We start from the raw sequence: 17,967 nt of genomic DNA, 5'->3' as shown, positions 1-17,967 counted from the left end.
ATGACCATCACGGTGCCTTCTCAATTGCGTAGACCGCTGGTTCTTGTCCATGGTCTCTGGGATACGCCGCATCTGTTTCGTCGATTGGTCCGTCGCTTGGAGGAGCATGAGGTTCCGCTTCTGGTTCCCCATCTTCCGCACCGCTTAGGCGCTGTTCCCTTGCGCACCCTGGCGGAACAACTCGACGATCACATCCGTCAGCGCTGGGGTAGCGACGTTGAGGTGGACCTGCTTGGTTTTTCGATGGGCGGCATCATCGGGCGAGTATGGCTGCAGCAGCTGGACGGTGCCCGACGCACCCGTCGCTTTGTGAGTGTTGGCAGTCCGCAGCGGGGTACCGTCACGGCGCAGTGGATTCCCTCGTGGCTTTGTGCCGGGTTGGCCGACATGAAACGGGGCAGTCCGCTGTTGCGTTCCCTCAATGATGATGTTCAGGTTCTCAAGAGATTGGACTGCGTCAGTTACTACTGCCGTTGGGATTTGATGGTTTTCCCTGGATGGCAGGCCCATCTGCCTTGTGGACTCGTGAGCAGTCTTCCTGTCTTCACCCATCAGCAATTGATGTCGCATCCCCAATCTCTTGATGTTTTGCTGAGAACGCTTCTGAGTGACTGATTGGCGTACGACAGTGACATGTTCTGTACTGATGGGCACACTTTGAGTGTCATCCATGTCCTGCCGCGCATGTGTTTTTCGGCTTCGGCAAGTTTCACGGCATCCGCCGTGCTCGTTCCTTTAGGTCTTTATTCGCATCATCTGGCCACGCGTCATGAGCGGCCTGACTACAAGCCTCTCGCCCTGGTGCCGTTCTTCTTCGGTGTTCAGCAATTTGTCGAGGGCCTCGAGTGGACAGCCATCGACGGCGGAAACATCGAACCTCTCGCAACGATTGGTGGTCTCGGCTTTCTCTTCTTCGCCTACTGCTTCTGGATGATCTGGATTCCGTGGAGCGCGTGGTCGATTAGCCGCAGTACCGACTCCAAGGGATTGCAACGCCGCTTGAAATGGGTTGCGATTGTGGCCACAGTTCTCGGGATCGCGTTCTATCTGCCCATGCTCTTCAACCCGCCGGCGATTCAGCCAGCGGTTCACAGCAATGGTCGACTTCTCTACGACATTGCAAGTCTGCGCAGCATCTTTCACAACTTTGTCAACACTGAACCTGTCGGTGAGTTGGTGTATTGGGGCTTTATTGTTTTGCCGCTTCTGTCCGTCAGAGACAAGGCGGTGAAATTGTTCGGCGTGCTGATCTTCGTGTCGATCTTCCTGACGTGGGCGACGTACAGCGCAACCTTCAATTCGGTCTGGTGCTTCTATTGCGCCGTGCTTTCGATCATGGTGATTTGGATCGTTAATCGTCCCCATCTGCGTCAGGCTTGAGGCCAATGGCTGACCAGTTGTTGGCATCTCTTGAGTCGATGGGGCAGCTGCTGCTGGCCATGGACTCTGGTGTTGGTCTGCTGATCGGCGTTGGATTGTCGATGTCCGCTTCGCATCTGTTTGCGTTGCTCGCTAACCGTCTGACTCCGATGCAGATCCTGATGCACATGATCGTTGATGCGCTCGTGCTCAGCCTGGCTTTTCTCCTGGGAATCCTTTGCCACAGCTTGATGCTGATGCTTCTGGAAGGTGTCCCTCTACAGCCGATCACCTTTGCCAATCACATGGGTGCAGCCATGTGGCCTGGTTTGTTTTATGTGCTGGCAGCTGCTCCTTACGTCAGTGATCTGATTGCAGTGACCTTGCTGGCCTGGATCCATCTCAATGTGATGCTGCTGCTTCAGGCGGTTTACAACATTCCCCTGGAGACGAGTTTGGTGGTGGCGCTCCCTGGTTTCGTGCTCGCACTGCTCCTGGTGGGCTTGCTCTTCGCCCAGCGTTGGCGCACTAGCTACGCCATGCTTGCCACAGAGGTCTCAGCCCTGACGTCGCCATGACAGGGTCCGCTTCGACAGAAACAGTCGCGGCTGTTCAGCATCAGCGCCGTCGTCTTCGCCATGTGCGTCGTTGGCTCGTGGTGGCCTTGGTATGTGTTGCCATGCTCGGGCTGCTGGGTCTGACTGCCGTCCGCAGGGATGCGGCCTCGCTGTTGCAACCCGAATCGTTACTGGAACTTCTGACCTGGTTCGGAAGCGTGCTGGTCGTGGTGGTCGCCCTGGTCGGCGTGTATTCGGTGATGGTGGATTTCGTGTTCTGGGAAGGCTGGATGCATGGCCTTCCGGACCCCCGGCAACTATTTGCCTCAGAACGTGAGGGTTCTGGTCAGCATCGTCACTATGTCGTTTACCTCGATGGAATCCATCAGAGCGAAGAGAGTCATCCACCGCGGGTGAGTGAATTTCTTGACTGTCTGCAGGAGTCGATTACGGATGACACTATGCTCGTGAAAGGGATCGAGGCCTACACGATCACCAACGTCGGACTGCGTACGACCACCTTCGCCGGATGGTTCTGGCAGCGGCTGTTCGCTCTGCAGGAGCATCACCCCAATGATCTGGTTCGTTTCATCTGCGCCTTCTGCGTGCAGGCGAACAACGTCATCAAGGTCGGAATCTCCTCGGATCGACGTTATGGACCGGTGATGAACTATGAGCTGGCATTGAAGATCGCCCGTCGCCTCGATTCGATCGGCTTCATGCCTCATCAGGCGTCCCGCATCGTCCTCGTTGGTTACAGCGGAGGTGGAGAGATGGCGATCGGCATCGCTGAGATTCTCCAGCAGCTCTGTCGTGTGAGGGTTCAGGTGATCACGGTCTGTGGAGTCTTCAGCGGCAACGGTGCGCTCGAGTCCATCAATGATGTGGCCATGGTGCTGGGTAGTCGAGACCCCGTGGCGGCTCTGGGGCGGATCGCCTATCCCGGTCGTCTGCCCCTGCTGCCACTCTCCAATTGGAATTGCTGGCAACGGCATCATTCTCTGCAGCGCTACATGATTGAGGGGATGAGTCACAACGGCTCCTCCGGCCCCTTTTCCACGGCTTTCCGTAGCTCGGTGGTTGAGGCCATCTGCAAGGAACTGGAGCTTTCTGCCCTCAGGCCTCCGTTGAGAATTCCCCGTTGAGAGCGCGAACCAGTTCGAAAGGGCTGTGTCGTGGCTGGCTGGCTTTCAACCTTCGATGGGCTTCAGGTCGTGTCTGGTTGTCATGAAAGAGGTCCTGGGGCAGTTGGTCCAGGGCGAGGCGGAAGCGGTTCACGCTGTCGTCTGTCGCTTGCAGCCCAGCGTCCAGTTGTTGTTGCAACTGGCGGTGCAGTCGCTGACGCCAAAGGTCTCCGAGCGTCAGTGGGAACAGATGGGTTGTTCCCGTGATGGCCTGCTCTAGCAGGGCTGTCGAGTCGATGCAGAACCCCAGCACTCCGTATCCGCCCATATGGAGAGAGCTGAACTGGGCTTCGCTGTTGTGCACGGCCCCCATCAGCTCACAGAGATTGAGGGTCTCACCCAGCTGTGCGCCTCTGAGTTCGGTCGCTTGATAAGCGACTGTTCCATTGTTCCGATCGTTCTGCCAGGGACGATGCAGCTCATTGAGGGCTGCCCAGCCGTTCAATCCTTCAACGCCCTGGTAGTACTGCAACAGTATTGGTGAGCCGCTGGGAGGCTGCAGTTCCATTTCCAAGGAGGAATGGGGCATCAGTGCCTGGATCTCTTCGCCAGTTTCATCAAGAAGGCTGGTCCGATAGGGCACCGCCAGCGGGATCTGCAGCCATTGCTCACCCATGCGGGTGCTGGCGCCCAGGCCGAAACTGGCCACACTCGTGCGAATCCGAGCGCAACACAGCCAGCCCTTGCTGTTCAGATGATCCAACAGCTCACGGCCGCTGCTGACGTTCTCGAACCTGAATGGTTCTGATGCACGGCTTGCCCCGTTCAGTCGGTTGCTCCCGAGCACATTGAGGATCTGAGCCAGCAGACGGTTGCGAAGCCGTTCAGGTTCTGCCTGCAGATTGGAGAGTCCTCGGTTGCTCCAGGTCAGAACCCCGCCCATTGCAATGATTCTCGCCAGCGTGCCAGGGGGTTTCTCTTGGATTGCAGGCAAGTCCTCGGATGCATCCACCGTCATTGACCACAGCGCTTCGAGCGTCTGCGGCAGTGTGAGGGTCTGTTCAGCGCTGATGGAGATCTGTCGCTGACACCAGCGATCAAGGGCACCGAGTGCTGAGGGTTTGGAGACTGCGGGCAATATGTGCTGCAGGTCATCGGCCAGGGTTGCCAGCAGCAGTGGGCTGACCAGATTGTCCTGTAGCAGGCTTGCAAAGCTGCGTAGATGTTCCGGCAGGCTGGCGCTCTGCCCTCGCCAACGCCTGGGAAGCATCATCAACAGCGGGATCAAACGTTGATGGTGTAGGTCGCTGAGCAGCTCCTTGATAAACACTTCACGACTGATGCCGCGCCGCAAGCTGCTCTGTTCCAGTGCGGCTTCCAGCTCGATCAGAGGAGCGAGGCCAGTGCCATCTTCAGCAGACTGGCCCCAGGTTGCACTCAACCTGAGCAGATCGTGTGCCAAGGCTCAGGCCTCAAGCTGATCAGGACGCCTTGACCGCCAGACCGGTATGTCGGATGAGTGCTGCGCTGGTGGCGTCCCTGCCGCGGAAGCGCCGAAATACCTCTGCAGGCCGCAGGCTCCCACCCAGGCTGAGGACGGTGTTGCGGAAACGTTCCCCAGTTGCAGCGACATCATCGTCTTTCTCCAGGCCCACTTCTTCAAAGGCTGCAAATGCATCGGCGCTGAGCACCTCGGCCCACTTGTAGGAGTAATAGCCAGCGGCATAACCCCCGGCAAAGATGTGGCCAAATGCGCAGAGGAAACGGTCTTCTTTAATGGGCTGCAGCACGCTGGTGGTTTCAGAGATGCGGCGACGGAATGCATCCGGGCTGATGTTGAGTTCTGGGGTCCATTGGCTGTGGAGTCGCAGGTCGGTCAGAGCGAAATGGACCTGCCGAAGCGTGCCGTTGCCCTGCATGAAGGTACGGCTACAGCACAGCTTCTGATAGTCCTCCTCCGGTAGCGGTTCCCTGGTCTGCCAATGACGGGCCATGCCCATCAGGGTGCTTCGATCCAGACACCAGTTCTCCATGAACTGGCTGGGAAGCTCAACGGCGTCCCATTCCACGTTGTTGATGCCAGCGGCTTCCGGGTGCTCAACCGTGGTGAGCATGTGTTGAAGGCCATGACCGAATTCATGGAAGAGGGTTTCCACCTCTTCGAAGCTCATCAGGCTGGGGGTGTCACCGGCCGGGGGGGTCTGGTTGCAGATCAGGTAGGCCACCGGCAGGGTGAGATCGCCATCGGCGTTGCGTTGACGGCTTAGGCACTCATCCATCCATGCACCGCCGCGCTTGCTGGCGGGACGGCTGAAAGGGTCCAGATAAAAAGCCGCCAGGTCTTCCCCGCTGCAGTCCATGACCCGGAAGAAGCGAACATCCTCGTTCCAAATCGGTGCTTCGCCGTCTGCGGCTTTAATGCGGATGCTGAACAGGCGTTCGCAGAGGCTGAACAGTCCCTCGAGCACCTGGGGAAGTGGAAACCAGGGTCGCAGTGCTTCCTGATCGAGATCGAAACGTTCTCGTCTGAGCTGCTCCGCCCAGTGGCTCACATCCCATGGGGCCAGTGCATCGGCTTCGGCCGCACCGTGGCTTCGGGCACACTCACCCAATTCCTGGAGTTCCTTCTGAGCCACTGGCATTGCTGAAGCTCTCAGCTCTTCCAGCAGCGACTCCACCGCGGGCACATCATCAGCCATTTTGGAAGCTAGACTGAGCTCAGCCCAGTTGGCGTAGCCCAGTCGGATTGCCTGTTCACGCCGCAGCTGAAGGATCTCCTCGATCAGCGGCGCGTTATCCAGATCGCCACTGCTGGCGCGACTCACATGGGCTTTGTAAACGGTCTCACGCAGGCTTCGGTCCTTGGCATGAGTAATCACCGGGATATAGCGCGGCATGTCCAGTCCCAGTCGCCATGGTCCTTCGGTTGCGCTCGCTTCGGAACCGTCAGCGGCTAGATCACCGGCTTCTTTGGCGGCGGCAGCAAGGATTTCCAGGGCTCTCTCGGGAACACCGTTCAGCTGATCACGCTCCTTAATCACCAGGCTCCAGGTCTGCGTGGCGTCGAGCACATGGTTGCTGAATCCGGTGGAGAGAGCCGCCATCCGTTCACTCGTACGGTTGAAATCAGATTGCTCTTTGCCTCTGAGGGCCACTCCTCGATGCTGCATCGAGAGAAGCTCCGCATCGAGGATGCGGAGCTGGGTGCTGTCGAGGGGTTCAGCAGGGGATGACTTCAGTCTGCTGAGTGCTTCATGCAGAATCTGGCTCTGACCGAGGCGGTTGCTGAAGCGCACCACCTCGGGCTGCTGTTTCGCATGGGCTTCACGCAGCTCGGGTGTGTTGCGAACACCTGTGAGATGACTCACCACGCCCCAGCTCCAGCGAAGACGTTCGCCAAGCTGATGCAGGCTCGGCATCAGCTCATCCCAGCCCAGAGGTGAGGCCGCGGCGAGGCGCTGCTGCAGGGATGTCTCCAGCGTCTCCAGCTGATCGTTCAGGCTGGTCAGTAGCGCAGGGATCTCGTTGTTGACCTGCTCAGCGTCAATGGCCTCGAAGTGAGGAAGGCCCTCGCCGCGCAGCAGTTCTGGGGTGCTCATGGATGGTCAGCCGGTGGGGAGAAGGGCACGGGCAGCAACAAGGGTGTGACTTGCTAGATCAGAAGCAAGGGCATCGGTGGATGCCTCATAGAGATCCATGGCGATCCGAGGCCAGAAGCCAATCACCAGTGTTGGAACCAGCAAGGTGAGCCCAATCGCCGCTTCCCGAGGGCGCATATCCTTCACGAAGGCGAGGGCAGGAATTCGAGGCCCGAAAAACACTCTGCGGCACATCGACAGCAGATAGATGGGAGTGAGAACAAGCCCAATCGCCGCCAAAATGATGGTGGTGACTCTGAAGAATGTGGTGAAACTCTCCTGGCTGGTGATGCCTAGGAACACTGTGATCTCGCTGATGAAGCCGCTCATGCCAGGTAGGGCCAGTGAGGCTAGGGAGCTTGCAAGGAAAAAGGCGAATGTGATCGGTAAGGCTTTGGCCAGGCCTCCCATGTTGGGGATCGAAAGGGTCTTGGTGCGCTCGTAGAAGCAGCCCGTGACGAAGAACATTGCTGCTGCGATGAGGCCATGGCTAATCATCTGAAGCATGGCTCCGCTCAGGCCGAGAGCATCGACGGCGCCGATCCCAACCAGCACGAAGCCCATATGACTGACTGAGCTGCAAGCGATCCTGCGCTTCACGTTGTCTTGGGCGAAGGCGTTGAGAGCGCCGTAGACGATATTGACGATCCCGAGGATGATCAGAGCCGGGGCCAGTCCGAGATGGGCTTCCGGGAGCATCTGCACGTTGAAGCGCAGCAGCGCGTAACCGCCCATCTTGAGCAGAACGCCGGCTAACAACATGGAGACCGGAGCATTGGCTTCACCGTGGGCATCCGGAAGCCAGGTATGCAAAGGGAAAATCGGCAATTTCACGCCGAAACCCACGAGGAAGCCCAGATAGCAGAGCAGGCCGAAGCTGCCACCTGGGGAGCGCTGAGCCATCTCCGTCATGTTCAGGGTGAAGCTGTCACCGGAGTTGGCAATGGCTAGGCCGCTGATCAGGATCAGAAGGGATGCCAGCGCTGTATAGAGAATGAATTTGGTAGCTGCGTACTGACGGTTCTGACCGCCCCAGATGGCAATCAGCAAATACACCGGCACTAGTTCCAGTTCCCAGGCCAGGAAGAACAGCAGGAAGTCCTGGGAGAGAAACACCAGGGCCTGGGCTGAGGCCTGCACCAGCAGCAGTGCGAAATACAGCCTGGATTTATGGGTGATGTTCCAGCTGGCGCACACGGTCAGCAGGGTGACCAGACCACTGAGCACAACGAGTGGAGCTGAGAGACCGTCGGCTCCGAGTGACCACTCCAGACCGATCGCAGGTACCCAACTGACGCGTTCCACCAGCTGAAGCTGACTATCCAGCGGGTCGTAGTGACGACTGAAGGCAGCGATCATCAGACCGAGATCCGCCAGCAGCACGGCAATCGTGAGATTGCGTGGAATCGGTGAGGTGTTCTGGTCTTCTCCAGGGAGAAGCGGCATCAACAGCGCTGCAGCCGCTGGAAGCAGCACGATCAGCGAGAGCCAGGGGAACCCTGCGTCGGACGCAGCCATCAGCGGCAGGTTGGCGTCCATGGAACTCCCAAGATTGTGATTGAACTTATCAGCTCCGAGGCCTCTCCTGAGTACTTCTACCCAGCTCTGAGCTCAGCCTGTATCCTTGGGATGCCAGTGACTGCCAGCTGTTTGGAGGCTTAGAAGCGGCGCGCGACTGGCAACACCCACAGACTCCCATGCCCTCACCATCGCCTGGCTGATGGCGGCACCATTCTCTTCGCAACAGAGGGCCAGGATGCTTGGACCGGCACCACTGATGGCGCATCCCCATGCCCCTGCAGCGATTGCAGCTTCTTTGACCTCCTGTCCGCCCTTGATCAATCGCCAGCGATAGGGCTCATGCAGCCTGTCGTGCATCCCATCCGAGATCAGGTCACCGTTGCCGGTGCGTAATCCCTGGAGCAGAAGTGTGAGTGCACCCAGGTTGACCACCGCATCGCTCACAGGCACAGCCTTGGGCATGGCGCGACGCGCTTCACTGGTGCTCAGCCGTATCGCCGGAATCGCCACAACGGCCTTCACGCTGTTCATCCATTCGCAGCGCACAACCCGCCAGCGTTGAGAGGCCGCCTTGGCTGTCATGCAGAGGCCCCCCAACAGCGACGGCACGACGTTGTCTGGATGCCCTTCGATATCGATGGCGAGCTCCAGCAGTTTCTCCCGACTCAGAGGTTCGCCCACCAGCGCGTTGGCTCCCACAAGCCCCGCCACGATTGCTGTGGCACTGCTGCCTAGTCCTCTGGCCGGAGGCACTGCAAGACGCACCCTTGCCTCAAGAGCGACCGGTTCTTCACCAGCAGCTTTCCAAACGCGCTGAGCCGCTCGGTAGACAAGATTTTCAGCGCCGCCCCGCAGGTGAGATCCCTCTTGCCCTTCGATGATCAGCTCAAAACGCTCTCCATGTCCCTCGATGCGTCGCATCGTGAAGCGATTGTTGAGATCGAGGGCGGCGCCAAGGCAGTCAAAGCCTGGCCCCATGTTGGCGGTGGTGGCTGGTACATCCACCACGACGGTCTGGCCTATTCGCGGCTGCGCCATCCCTGCTGCTCTACTCAGGCCAGTGTCCCACCCGACTCCACGAGATCACGTGCGCGGCAAGCCGCGCTAAACAATCCCGCCTCCGGATCGATGACCGCGCGGATGGTCAATCCTTCGATCAGGGAACGAAACCGTCCTTTGGACCGTAAGGGCTCCAGAAACTGCGTTGAGCAAAGGCCATCAATGTTTTTCTCGGCCGTTCCCCCTCCAATCCAGAGGCCTCCGATGCAGAGCTCCTGCAGGGCCAGGTCTCCTGCAGCAGATCCATAGGCTCCAAGCCAGAGTTTCAGTGCTTTGCCGGCAAGGTCGTCACCCTCTGCGGCTGCTTTGCCAGTCAAGGCCGGGAGATCCGGATAATCGGGGTGATCGGCAGGCATGGCGCGCCATGCCTGGGCCTGAGCCTTCAGACCATGCTGAATTCCGGTCTGGCGGTGAAGCAGCCAATTCATGACATGTCCGAGTCCGGTGCCACTGACAATCCGCTCGATAGATAACCGTTGCAGTCCAAGGTCCCGCTTCAGCCACTGAGCCAGTTCCCATTCCTCTTCGCTGCGCGGTGCAAATTCACGATGGCCACCTTCGCTTGGTATGGCCAGCCATCCGCCAGCTGCGGGCAGTCCGCGCGCCATTCCGAGGCCGGTTCCCGCACCAAGGATGGCAACGGGCCCGTTTTCAGCACCGGCAGGTGCAGGTGTAGATCGGTTGCATCCCATCTGCAGAACTACCTGTTGCTGATCATTGAAATGGGATAGCCCATGGATCAAGACAGCGAAGTCGTTGACCAGCTCAAGCCGTTCCAATCCCGTTGCAGCGGATAAGGATGTTTCACTCATCTGCCAGGGCAGATTGGTGAGCTTTGCGATGCCCTGATGCACAGGCCCGGCAACCGCAATACAACTGGTCGTCGGTTTTGGTAGCTCGGTGGGCGCTTGTTCCACAAAATGCTTGAGCATCGATTCGAGGTCTTGCCAATCCGCTGATCTGTAGCGGTGGCTGTGCTCTTTATTCAGCTGCCCATCAATGTCCCGATAGATGCTCAGGAGTGTCTTTGTGCCTCCAAGATCTCCTGCCAGGTAGGTCTTGGCTGCCATGGGTGTGGATCAGGGCTGCTGTCTTCAGGCTGGAGCTCGCCTTGCAACTCGGCAACCAATTGGATCGACTCAGCCATCGGATGGCGAATGATCTAGGGAGTGGATGCAAAGAAATCCAGCGGGAGGGGGCCCCATGTGGTGCTTGGCTCGGTGTTGTCGTTGCTGTGACCGCTGATCAGGATTCCTTCCCCTAACCCGTGCTCGATGCGCAATCTGGCAGTCAAGGTTTGCTGGTTGGCTTTGAGATAAACCGGTCCATCAAGTTCGGGACCGGAAATCAGCTCATGAGCTGGCCAGGCTTGATGTTGTTCAAGTTGGCGAAGTGATCGAACAGCCTGATCAGCCGTTAACGCCATGATTCCTGCGGTAAACCATCGATATAAAATCATCTGCTGTTGAAGCTCAGGCACAATTAAGGCCTTTTCCGCTGCATTGATAACAGGTGCAGTTCTCAATCGACTCAAGTCAGTCAGTCTCATGAATGAACTGCCGCAACCAGAGCAACTTCAGATTTATTGTTATTGGCTTGATTGCAATAATTGATTAATTCGTTAACAGATATTTCTCCTAAGTCGCCATTCTTTCGACTTCTGAGGCTGACGGTATTGTTTTCAGCTTCTTTAGCTCCAATCACTGCAAGCACTGGGATCTTGGCTTTTTCTCCATTACGAATGAGTTTGCCCAAGCGCTCTCCGGATTCATCCACAGTGGCAGAGATGCCTTGACTGAGCAATTTAGTCTGAACTGTTTCGGAAAAGCCTCTTGCGTCGTCGCTCACTGGAAGAATTCTAATTTGCTCCGGTGCAAGCCAGAACGGGAACTCGCCGGCGTAGTTTTCAATCAGAATTCCGATGAAACGTTCAAAGCTGCCGAGAACAGCTCGGTGCAGCATTACTGGGGTATGGCGAGATCCATCTTCCCCGATGAAGCTTGCATCGAGTCGATCAGGCATCGAAAAATCAACCTGAATTGTTCCGCATTGCCACACTCTTCCTAGGCAGTCTTGGAGAGAGAATTCAATCTTGGGCCCATAAAAAGCACCTTCGCCAGGGTATAGCTCCCACTCCAGATTTTTATTTTCTAAGGCGTCTTGTAGCGCCTTTTCAGATTTGTCCCAGACTTCATCGCTGCCTACTCTCTTCTCAGGACGGGTTGATAGTTTAATCGAAATTTTTTCAAAGCCAAGTGTTTTGTAGACGTCAAAGACAAGGTCGATGAAGCTTGATACTTCTGACTGAATCTGATCTTCTGAGCAGAAGATGTGTCCGTCATCTTGAACGAAGTTCCTGACTCTCATTAACCCATGCAGTGTTCCTGATGGTTCATTCCTGTGACATGAACCAAACTCAGAGAGCCTGACTGGTAAATCTTTATAGCTGCGTAATCCCTGGTTGAAGATTTGAACATGACACGGGCAATTCATCGGTTTGACCGCGTAGTCTCTGTTTTCAGAAGATGTTGTAAACATGTCCTCTTTGAATTTATCCCAGTGCCCTGATTTTTCCCACAATGTTCTATCCACAATTTGTGGAGTGCTGATTTCTTGGTAGCCAGATTCCCGAAGTCTCCTGCGGATATATTGTTGTAACTTTTGGTAGATCGCCCACCCCGGTGGATGCCAAAAGACCATGCCAGGCGCATTGTCTTGAATGTGAAATAGCGAGAGCTGGCGGCCTAAGCGTCGATGATCTCGTTTTTCAGCTTCTTCGAGTTGCTTTAAGTGCGATTTCAGTTCTTTTTCTGTCCCCCATGCCGTTCCGTAGATTCTTTGAAGCATCTGGTTATTGGAGTCACCTCGCCAATAAGCGCCAGACACTTTCATCAGTTTGAAATGTCTTAGGTGCCTTGTATTGGGGACGTGAGGACCACGACACATGTCTGTGTATTCCTCGTGATGGTAGAGCTTGATTGTTTCGCCGTCGGGAATGTCTTCAACGATTTCCAGCTTGTAGGGTTCTTCTCTGGATTCGAATGCTTGTTTTGCCTGATTGCGATTGACAACTTCAACATTGACCTCATAATCTTTGGCAATCAGTTTTTTCATTCGTTGCTCTATAGCTTCTAAATCTTCTGGAGTGAAGGGTTTTTCATAGGCAATATCATAATAAAATCCGTCTTTAATGACAGGGCCGATGGCCATCCGTGCTTCCGGGTAAAGCTGTTTTACTGCATGCCCTACAAGGTGAGCAAAAGAGTGTCTTATAATGTCAATCCCTTCAGCATCTTTTGCTGTTAACAAGCGCAGATCAACATCCTTATCGATTGGCATGGCCATATCCAAGGATTCACCATCGACCACTCCTGCGAGAGCTGCCTTGGCAAGCCCGGGTCCGATGGATGCAGCGACATCTGCAATGGTGACTGGCCCGTCAAAACTTTTAGTGGTTCCGTTTGGAAGGGTGACGACGGGCATGGAGGCGTGAGTCCTGAGATCTGATCGATGGCTACTGCCACAGCTGGCAAGCCACGGACATCCTATTCGTGGATGTACGCTCGCAAAAAAGCGAGGCTCGTTTCACTTGCCCTCTGAACTTGAAGGTGGTGACTTGCTCGCGTCACTTCTTGCTTCGTTGCTAGCTGATTTCGACCACTGGTTTACCAGGGGGCAAGTAATACTTGAGCAATGTCCTGACGGCGTCCTGTCGTCAGGTGATCGTCTTGAGTTGGCTGAACGTCTTGCCAACGGAAAACGTTCGATCGCGGCGACACGCTCTCTCTTGCAGGCCTCCTCTGAACCGGTCGCTGTCTCGATGCAGGCGATGGCTCCCTGGCATCAACTGGTCATGGAGGTTTGGGCTCTCTCGGCGCGTGTCTCGCGGTCTTCTGGATGAGCCGCAGGGCTTGAGCTGTCTGGGCAGCTTTTGGGGCAGCCCGGAATCATTGATGGTTGGCTATCAGGTGCTTTGGCGCAGCTGACTCAGATTGGTCATGTAGAACGCCACCAGCTCGGCATGGCTTTTTACGGGCTGTCCATAGGCGCTTTGGCCGGCATGGGTCGGAAAGGAAGCCCATTCCGGGGCGAGCCGATTCATTGCCGCTTTGGTGAGACCATTGCGGTCAATCTCCTTCAAGGCGCCACGCTTTTCGACGAGATGCAGCGCTGCTTGGTCTTGATGCTCTGGGGCGAAGCTGGGCAGGTCGAGCCTGTTGGCCACCTCCTGCCAGGTGGTTGGCAAGAACTGATAGGCCCCTGCTGCGGCACTGGAATAGCGCTTCACCACAACACGTTCAGGGTGGCGGGAGAGGTCTTGAAACTGACCTCCTCCATAAAGGATGCGGTAGCCCTGATCCTTGCCGTCCTTCCAGGTGCCTTCTGCAAAGCGGATTGTGTTGAGCAGTGCGCGACGTTCAGGTGTGATGGCGTAATGCGCTGCGGGTTGGCCGGAGAGGGTCGCTGCGCTGATGTTGTCGCTCGTGGTGTTCAGCGATCGCTGCGGCTTCAGAGCCTCAGCCACCATCCGGTTGTGCTGATTGCGTTCGCTAGAGCGCTCGGCCTGCAGGCTCTGTCCCACGGAAAGCGCCAGCCCGACGCTGATGGCGCAAAGGCCGAGGACCTTTGGCGCGGCCTGGCCAATGGGCTGGATCCGGTGAGTGAATCGATGCAGCAACCGAGATAACTCCGAACAAAGGAGTCGCCACCCTCGTCAATGGCATGGCTTGATGGCGAGGACCCCATGCGCTCTCTTGACGCGTTGCCGTTGATATGCCTAGGCAGAAAAACTCAGCCAGATCTCGGCGCTGGACTCGCGAGACCGGCCTGGTGGCGTGCAACCCCTTGCCTGAGTGCTCTTTGATGCGCTGGATGCTCTCATCGAGCTTTAAGTATTAGCAAAGCTTTTTAATTGCTTTGGGACTGATCAGCTGGCGCTGAGGAATCCCATGGCATCCCGCGTTCGTCTGACCGTGGAGTCAGCCACGGCGCTGGCCCGTTCGCGTCCTTTTTGCAGGACCGTTTCCAGCTGGGCGCGGTCGTCCATCAGTAAGCGGTAGCGCTCCTGAATCGGTTCAAGAGCGGCAATCGTGGCTTCCGCCAGCAGGGGTTTGAACTGCCCCCAACCCATCTCGGTGCACTCCTTGGCGACGACATCGCGCCCCTTGCCGCTGAGAATGGCGTAGAGCCCCAGCAGGTTGTCGGTTTCGGGACGGTCGGGATTGTCAAATTCCAGGCCACGCTCAGGGTCTGTTTTGGCCCGTTTGACTTTTTTGGCAATCAGCTCCGGAGGGTCCAGCAGGGTGATGCGACTGCCTTCATTGGGATCGCTCTTGCTCATTTTGCTGCGGCCATCCGTCAGGCTCATGACCCTGGCGCCCTCCTTGAGGATCAGTGGCTTGGGAACCTTGAGTACGGGGGTCTCAGCTTTTCCGAAGCGGGCATTGATGCGCTGTTGTGCGATGTCGCGGGCCAGTTCCAGGTGCTGCTTCTGGTCTTCGCCGACCGGAACCAGGTCTGCGTCATATAAAAGGATGTCGGCGGCCATCAGCACGGGGTAATCGAGTAAGCCCACCGACACGTTGTCGCCTTGCTTGACCGCCTTTTCCTTGAACTGGATCATCCGTTCCAGCCAATTCAGAGGCGTGACGCAGTTCAGTAGCCAGCAGAGCTCGCTGTGGGCAGCTACCTGGCTCTGAACAAAAACAGTGGAGCGCTCGGGATCCAGTCCACAGGCCAGATACAGCGCTGCAGTGCTGAGGGTGTCCTGAGCCAAGCGATCCGGATCATGAGGAACCGTGATGGCATGGAGATCGACGACACAGAAAAACGTGTCGTGATCCTTCTGAAGATCAACCCAGTTGCGGATCGCTCCCAGCCAGTTGCCCAGATGAAGGGCGCCCGTCGGCTGGACGCCCGAAAGAACACGAGGCAGCCCCATCAATCAGGCCTCTGTTTTGCTGTCCTGGTTTGCGCTGTCATCTCCTGTTGGTTGTTCAGGAGTTGAGTCGGCTTCAGCAGCAGCCTCTGCTGTTTCGGCAGGTTCTTCAGGCTCGGGCTCTGGAGCGGGGGGCTGGGGTTTGGCAGGGCGCGCGAAGGGATCCGGTCTTGATCCGCGACCACCGTCTCCGCGATTGTCACGGCGTCCGCCACGGTCATCATCACGCCGGCCACCGCCTCGGTTGCCCTGGTTGCCCTGGGCGCGTTGCGCTGCCACCAGTTCTTCCAGCTTCCCCTCTTCCAGCATCTGGCCGAGTGTGCGCACTGCAAAGCCGAGCACCGCAACGGTTGAGCGGAGATTTAAGGCCTCCTGCAGAGCACGTGCGGAGCGCATTTCGTTGTCGCTCAGCCTGATTCTGAAGCCACCGCCCTCACGGTTGCCCTGGCCGCGTCCTCCGCGGCCTCCACGACCGCCATCGCGGCCGTTGTCACCCTGTCCGCCCTGGTGGCGGGAATCGCTGTAGGAATCAGTCATGGCCTGGGGCCTGGAGTCAGGCGCAAGTGTGACGCATCACCGCTCTTCTGACAGTGACCTGATTTGTTTCCAACAGCTTTGACCTGATCACCTGCGGTCGACACCAGCGGCTCGCCCCCCTTTGCCGGTTTCCTGTGAGCGAGGCAAGTCGACTTGTTGATCGATTGCAGGCGGCGGATTCTCTGGGCTGTATCACTGGAGGTGAGCTAAGAAGGCCAGATCTGGAGGATCTCAGTGCAGTTCCCGGTCCAATTGATCCGCTCCCTATCACTGGGTGATGGAACCATGACGTCCGGTGTGATCAGGCGAGTCCTGCTGTCTGTCGGCGTGATCGGAACCGGTCAGTGGCTGCTGTCGGATGTGGTGCATGTACCTGGGGGTGGGCTGGGTGTTGCTGCTGTTGCAGGCCTGTGGTGGTTGTCCAGGCCTCCAAAGCAACCCCGTTTTCGTGAGCCGGCATCCTTCAAAGGTTGGATTGAGCGCTGCGAGCTGGTGCTGAATCAGTTCGAGGAGCTTGAGGTGGTGCTGGAACTGCAGGGATTGCGTGCTCCCCGGGAAAAGGAGTTGCGGCGCATCGAAGGCTTTGATGTCCCGCTCAGCGTGGGTGTGGTGGCCACTGAGGGATCCGGTGTGCCCGCCACGGTGCAGTTGCAGCAAGCGTTGGTGGGCGCGGCCTCGCTCGATCTCTGCCTGGCGAATCCCCTGCCGGTGACATCCACTTCTTGGAGCTGGCCTGATGATCTGCAGGAGCTGGATGTGCTGCTTCATGTGCTGCCCCTGCCTCTGCGTGCTGCGGACCTGCTCTGGTTGGACCAGCTGCCTGCGGATCGCCCTGTTTGGCTCCTGCTGCGCTCCTCAGTTGACAGGTCTGCTGAAGACCATCTGGAGGCTTTGCGCTGTCAATTGCCGGAGCGATGGCACCAGTGCCTGCTTCCTTGGTCTGGTGAAGCCATCGAATTGCGAGGTGTGCTCCAGCCTGTTCGTCAACAGCTGATGCGTGCGGAACGGGTTCGAGAGGGCACCCGTCAACGCTTGCTCATCAACCTGCATCGGCGCTGGCAAGCTGATCTTGAAACGCTGCGAAGAGAGAGATTCCGCCTGCTGCTGCAGCGCAGTCAGTGGATTGTCGCTGGCGTTGTCATCGCTTCACCGGTTCCTTCTGTTGATCTGTTGGCTGTTGCCGTGGGCAATGGCTTGATGGTGAAGGAGATGGCCACGATCTGGAGCTGTCCTTGGAGTTCCGAGGTGCTGCAGGTGGTCGCCCGGCAGCTGGGCAGCGCCGCTCTGGCGCAGGGTGTTGTGGAGTTGAGCGGCCAGGCGCTGCTTGGGCTGGCCAAGCTTGATGGGGCCAGCTGGATCGCCGCAGGTGCCATGCAGGGATTGAGTGCTGCTTACCTCACCCGCGTGGTGGGCGTTTCCATGGCCGACTGGATGGCTCTGAATGCCGGCGTCGCTGAGCCCGATCTGGAGGAGCTGAAGCGACAGGCTCCGCTGCTGGTGGCACGTGCTGCAGAGCAGGAGCGCCTCAACCTCGCTGGGTTCGCCCAGCAGGCCCGTGAATGGATTCAGGAACGCAACAGCTGCACCCCTGCATGATTTGGGCGACCTCAATCGGTTCGACCTGAATCGCTTCAGACTTCTTCATGAAGGCTTCATGAAGAAGTCATGAATGAATGCTGCGAGTTGACTCGAATGATGTGATTGCCAGGTCATCTGTCGACATGTCCATAGCCTTGGTTCGAATCTTGTCCGACCAATTGGAAGGCCTGGTTCAAATCCGTTCTCATTCCTTTCATGGCTACTGCAATCCGCAGCGGGCGCCGCGGCAGTTGGGAAAATTTCTGTCAGTGGGTCACCGACACCAATAACCGCATCTATGTGGGTTGGTTCGGTGTGCTGATGATTCCCTGTCTGCTAGCAGCCACCGTCTGCTTCATCATCGCCTTCATCGCTGCTCCCGCGGTCGATATCGACGGCATCCGTGAGCCCGTTGCTGGCTCCCTGATCTACGGCAACAACATCATCTCTGGTGCTGTTGTTCCCTCCTCGAATGCCATCGGCCTTCACTTCTATCCCATCTGGGAAGCTGCTTCTCTTGATGAGTGGCTTTACAACGGCGGTCCTTACCAGCTGGTTGTCTTCCACTTCCTGATCGGCATCTCCGCCTACATGGGGCGTCAGTGGGAACTCTCCTACCGCCTCGGCATGCGCCCCTGGATCTGCGTTGCTTACAG

16 protein-coding genes and 1 pseudogene are annotated in these 17,967 nt (G+C 57.4%); 7 read left to right on the top strand and 10 right to left on the bottom strand.

The features are described from left to right. The 4 genes from DXY37_RS00980 (at nt 1) to DXY37_RS00965 (ending at nt 3,061) form a co-directional block, all read left to right on the top strand. Nucleotides 1-615: a triacylglycerol lipase gene (locus DXY37_RS00980; RefSeq protein WP_115125155.1), complete on the top strand. Its 615-nt coding sequence runs from the start codon at nt 1-3 to the stop codon at nt 613-615. A 69-nt stretch (nt 616-684) separates the two neighbouring features. Next, nucleotides 685-1,380, top strand: coding sequence for a DUF6629 family protein (locus DXY37_RS00975; RefSeq protein ID WP_115124960.1), 696 nt, complete (start codon nt 685-687; stop codon nt 1,378-1,380). A gap of 5 nt (nt 1,381-1,385) precedes the next feature. Continuing rightward, nucleotides 1,386-1,937: a hypothetical protein gene (locus DXY37_RS00970; RefSeq protein WP_115124959.1), complete on the top strand. Its 552-nt coding sequence runs from the start codon at nt 1,386-1,388 to the stop codon at nt 1,935-1,937. Further along, a complete protein-coding gene (locus DXY37_RS00965; protein ID WP_115124958.1) occupies nt 1,934-3,061 on the top strand; it encodes an alpha/beta hydrolase in 1,128 nt (375 codons plus the stop codon). Before DXY37_RS00970 ends, DXY37_RS00965 begins: the two co-directional genes overlap by 4 nt. On the opposite strand, the gene DXY37_RS00960 is transcribed toward DXY37_RS00965, so the two are convergent. From DXY37_RS00960 to thrS, 7 genes are all read right to left on the bottom strand, one after another. Beyond that, nucleotides 3,033-4,502: an ArgR family transcriptional regulator gene (locus DXY37_RS00960; RefSeq protein ID WP_115124957.1), complete on the bottom strand. Its 1,470-nt coding sequence runs from the start codon at nt 4,500-4,502 to the stop codon at nt 3,033-3,035. The two genes, DXY37_RS00965 and DXY37_RS00960, sit on opposite strands and share 29 nt — an antisense overlap. Before the next feature lie 19 nt (nt 4,503-4,521). Next, complete coding sequence (locus tag DXY37_RS00955; protein ID WP_115124956.1) at nt 4,522-6,639, bottom strand: M3 family metallopeptidase; 2,118 nt, start codon at nt 6,637-6,639, stop codon at nt 4,522-4,524. Between the two features lie 6 nt (nt 6,640-6,645). Then, entirely contained in the window at nt 6,646-8,217 is a 1,572-nt protein-coding gene (locus DXY37_RS00950; RefSeq protein WP_115124955.1) for an NAD(P)H-quinone oxidoreductase subunit 4, read from the bottom strand. Nucleotides 8,218-8,289: 72 nt separating this feature from the next. Further along, the gene (thrB, locus tag DXY37_RS00945) at nt 8,290-9,237 is read right to left on the bottom strand and encodes a homoserine kinase (protein ID WP_115124954.1); all 948 of its coding nucleotides are present in this window, start codon (nt 9,235-9,237) and stop codon (nt 8,290-8,292) included. Nucleotides 9,238-9,251: 14 nt separating this feature from the next. Continuing rightward, complete coding sequence (locus tag DXY37_RS00940) at nt 9,252-10,328, bottom strand: glucokinase (RefSeq protein ID WP_115124953.1); 1,077 nt, start codon at nt 10,326-10,328, stop codon at nt 9,252-9,254. Nucleotides 10,329-10,420: 92 nt separating this feature from the next. Then, entirely contained in the window at nt 10,421-10,807 is a 387-nt protein-coding gene (locus tag DXY37_RS00935; protein WP_115124952.1) for a DUF1824 family protein, read from the bottom strand. Then, nucleotides 10,804-12,741 carry a threonine--tRNA ligase gene (thrS, locus tag DXY37_RS00930; protein ID WP_115124951.1) on the bottom strand — a complete coding sequence of 646 codons (1,938 nt, stop codon included), beginning with the start codon at nt 12,739-12,741 and terminating at the stop codon, nt 10,804-10,806. Before thrS ends, DXY37_RS00935 begins: the two co-directional genes overlap by 4 nt. Before the next feature lie 106 nt (nt 12,742-12,847). Between thrS and DXY37_RS00925 the strand changes: the two genes are divergently transcribed. Then, complete coding sequence (locus DXY37_RS00925) at nt 12,848-13,159, top strand: DUF2605 family protein (RefSeq protein ID WP_115124950.1); 312 nt, start codon at nt 12,848-12,850, stop codon at nt 13,157-13,159. A 63-nt stretch (nt 13,160-13,222) separates the two neighbouring features. Here the strand turns inward: DXY37_RS00925 and DXY37_RS00920 are convergent, their stop codons facing one another. The 3 genes from DXY37_RS00920 to DXY37_RS00910 form a co-directional block, all read right to left on the bottom strand. Beyond that, nucleotides 13,223-13,840, bottom strand: a complete 618-nt coding sequence (locus tag DXY37_RS00920; RefSeq protein ID WP_244276762.1) for a glycoside hydrolase family 104 protein — start codon at nt 13,838-13,840, stop codon at nt 13,223-13,225. Between the two features lie 345 nt (nt 13,841-14,185). Then, nucleotides 14,186-15,199: a tryptophan--tRNA ligase gene (trpS, locus tag DXY37_RS00915; protein ID WP_115124949.1), complete on the bottom strand. Its 1,014-nt coding sequence runs from the start codon at nt 15,197-15,199 to the stop codon at nt 14,186-14,188. A 3-nt stretch (nt 15,200-15,202) separates the two neighbouring features. Then, the gene (locus DXY37_RS00910; RefSeq protein WP_115124948.1) at nt 15,203-15,733 is read right to left on the bottom strand and encodes a hypothetical protein; all 531 of its coding nucleotides are present in this window, start codon (nt 15,731-15,733) and stop codon (nt 15,203-15,205) included. Between the two features lie 234 nt (nt 15,734-15,967). Between DXY37_RS00910 and DXY37_RS00905 the strand changes: the two genes are divergently transcribed. Both DXY37_RS00905 and DXY37_RS00900 read left to right on the top strand, forming a co-directional pair. Next, complete coding sequence (locus DXY37_RS00905) at nt 15,968-17,329, top strand: YcjF family protein (protein WP_115124947.1); 1,362 nt, start codon at nt 15,968-15,970, stop codon at nt 17,327-17,329. A 198-nt stretch (nt 17,330-17,527) separates the two neighbouring features. After that, nucleotides 17,528-17,967, top strand: a pseudogene (locus tag DXY37_RS00900) (photosystem II q(b) protein); the annotation flags it as partial.

This window comes from Synechococcus sp. GEYO (assembly GCF_900473955.1).
Classification (GTDB): Bacteria; Cyanobacteriota; Cyanobacteriia; order PCC-6307; family Cyanobiaceae; genus Synechococcus_C.
Note: the sequence above shows the minus strand (reverse complement) of the source record. Positions and strands in the feature narration are given on the sequence as shown.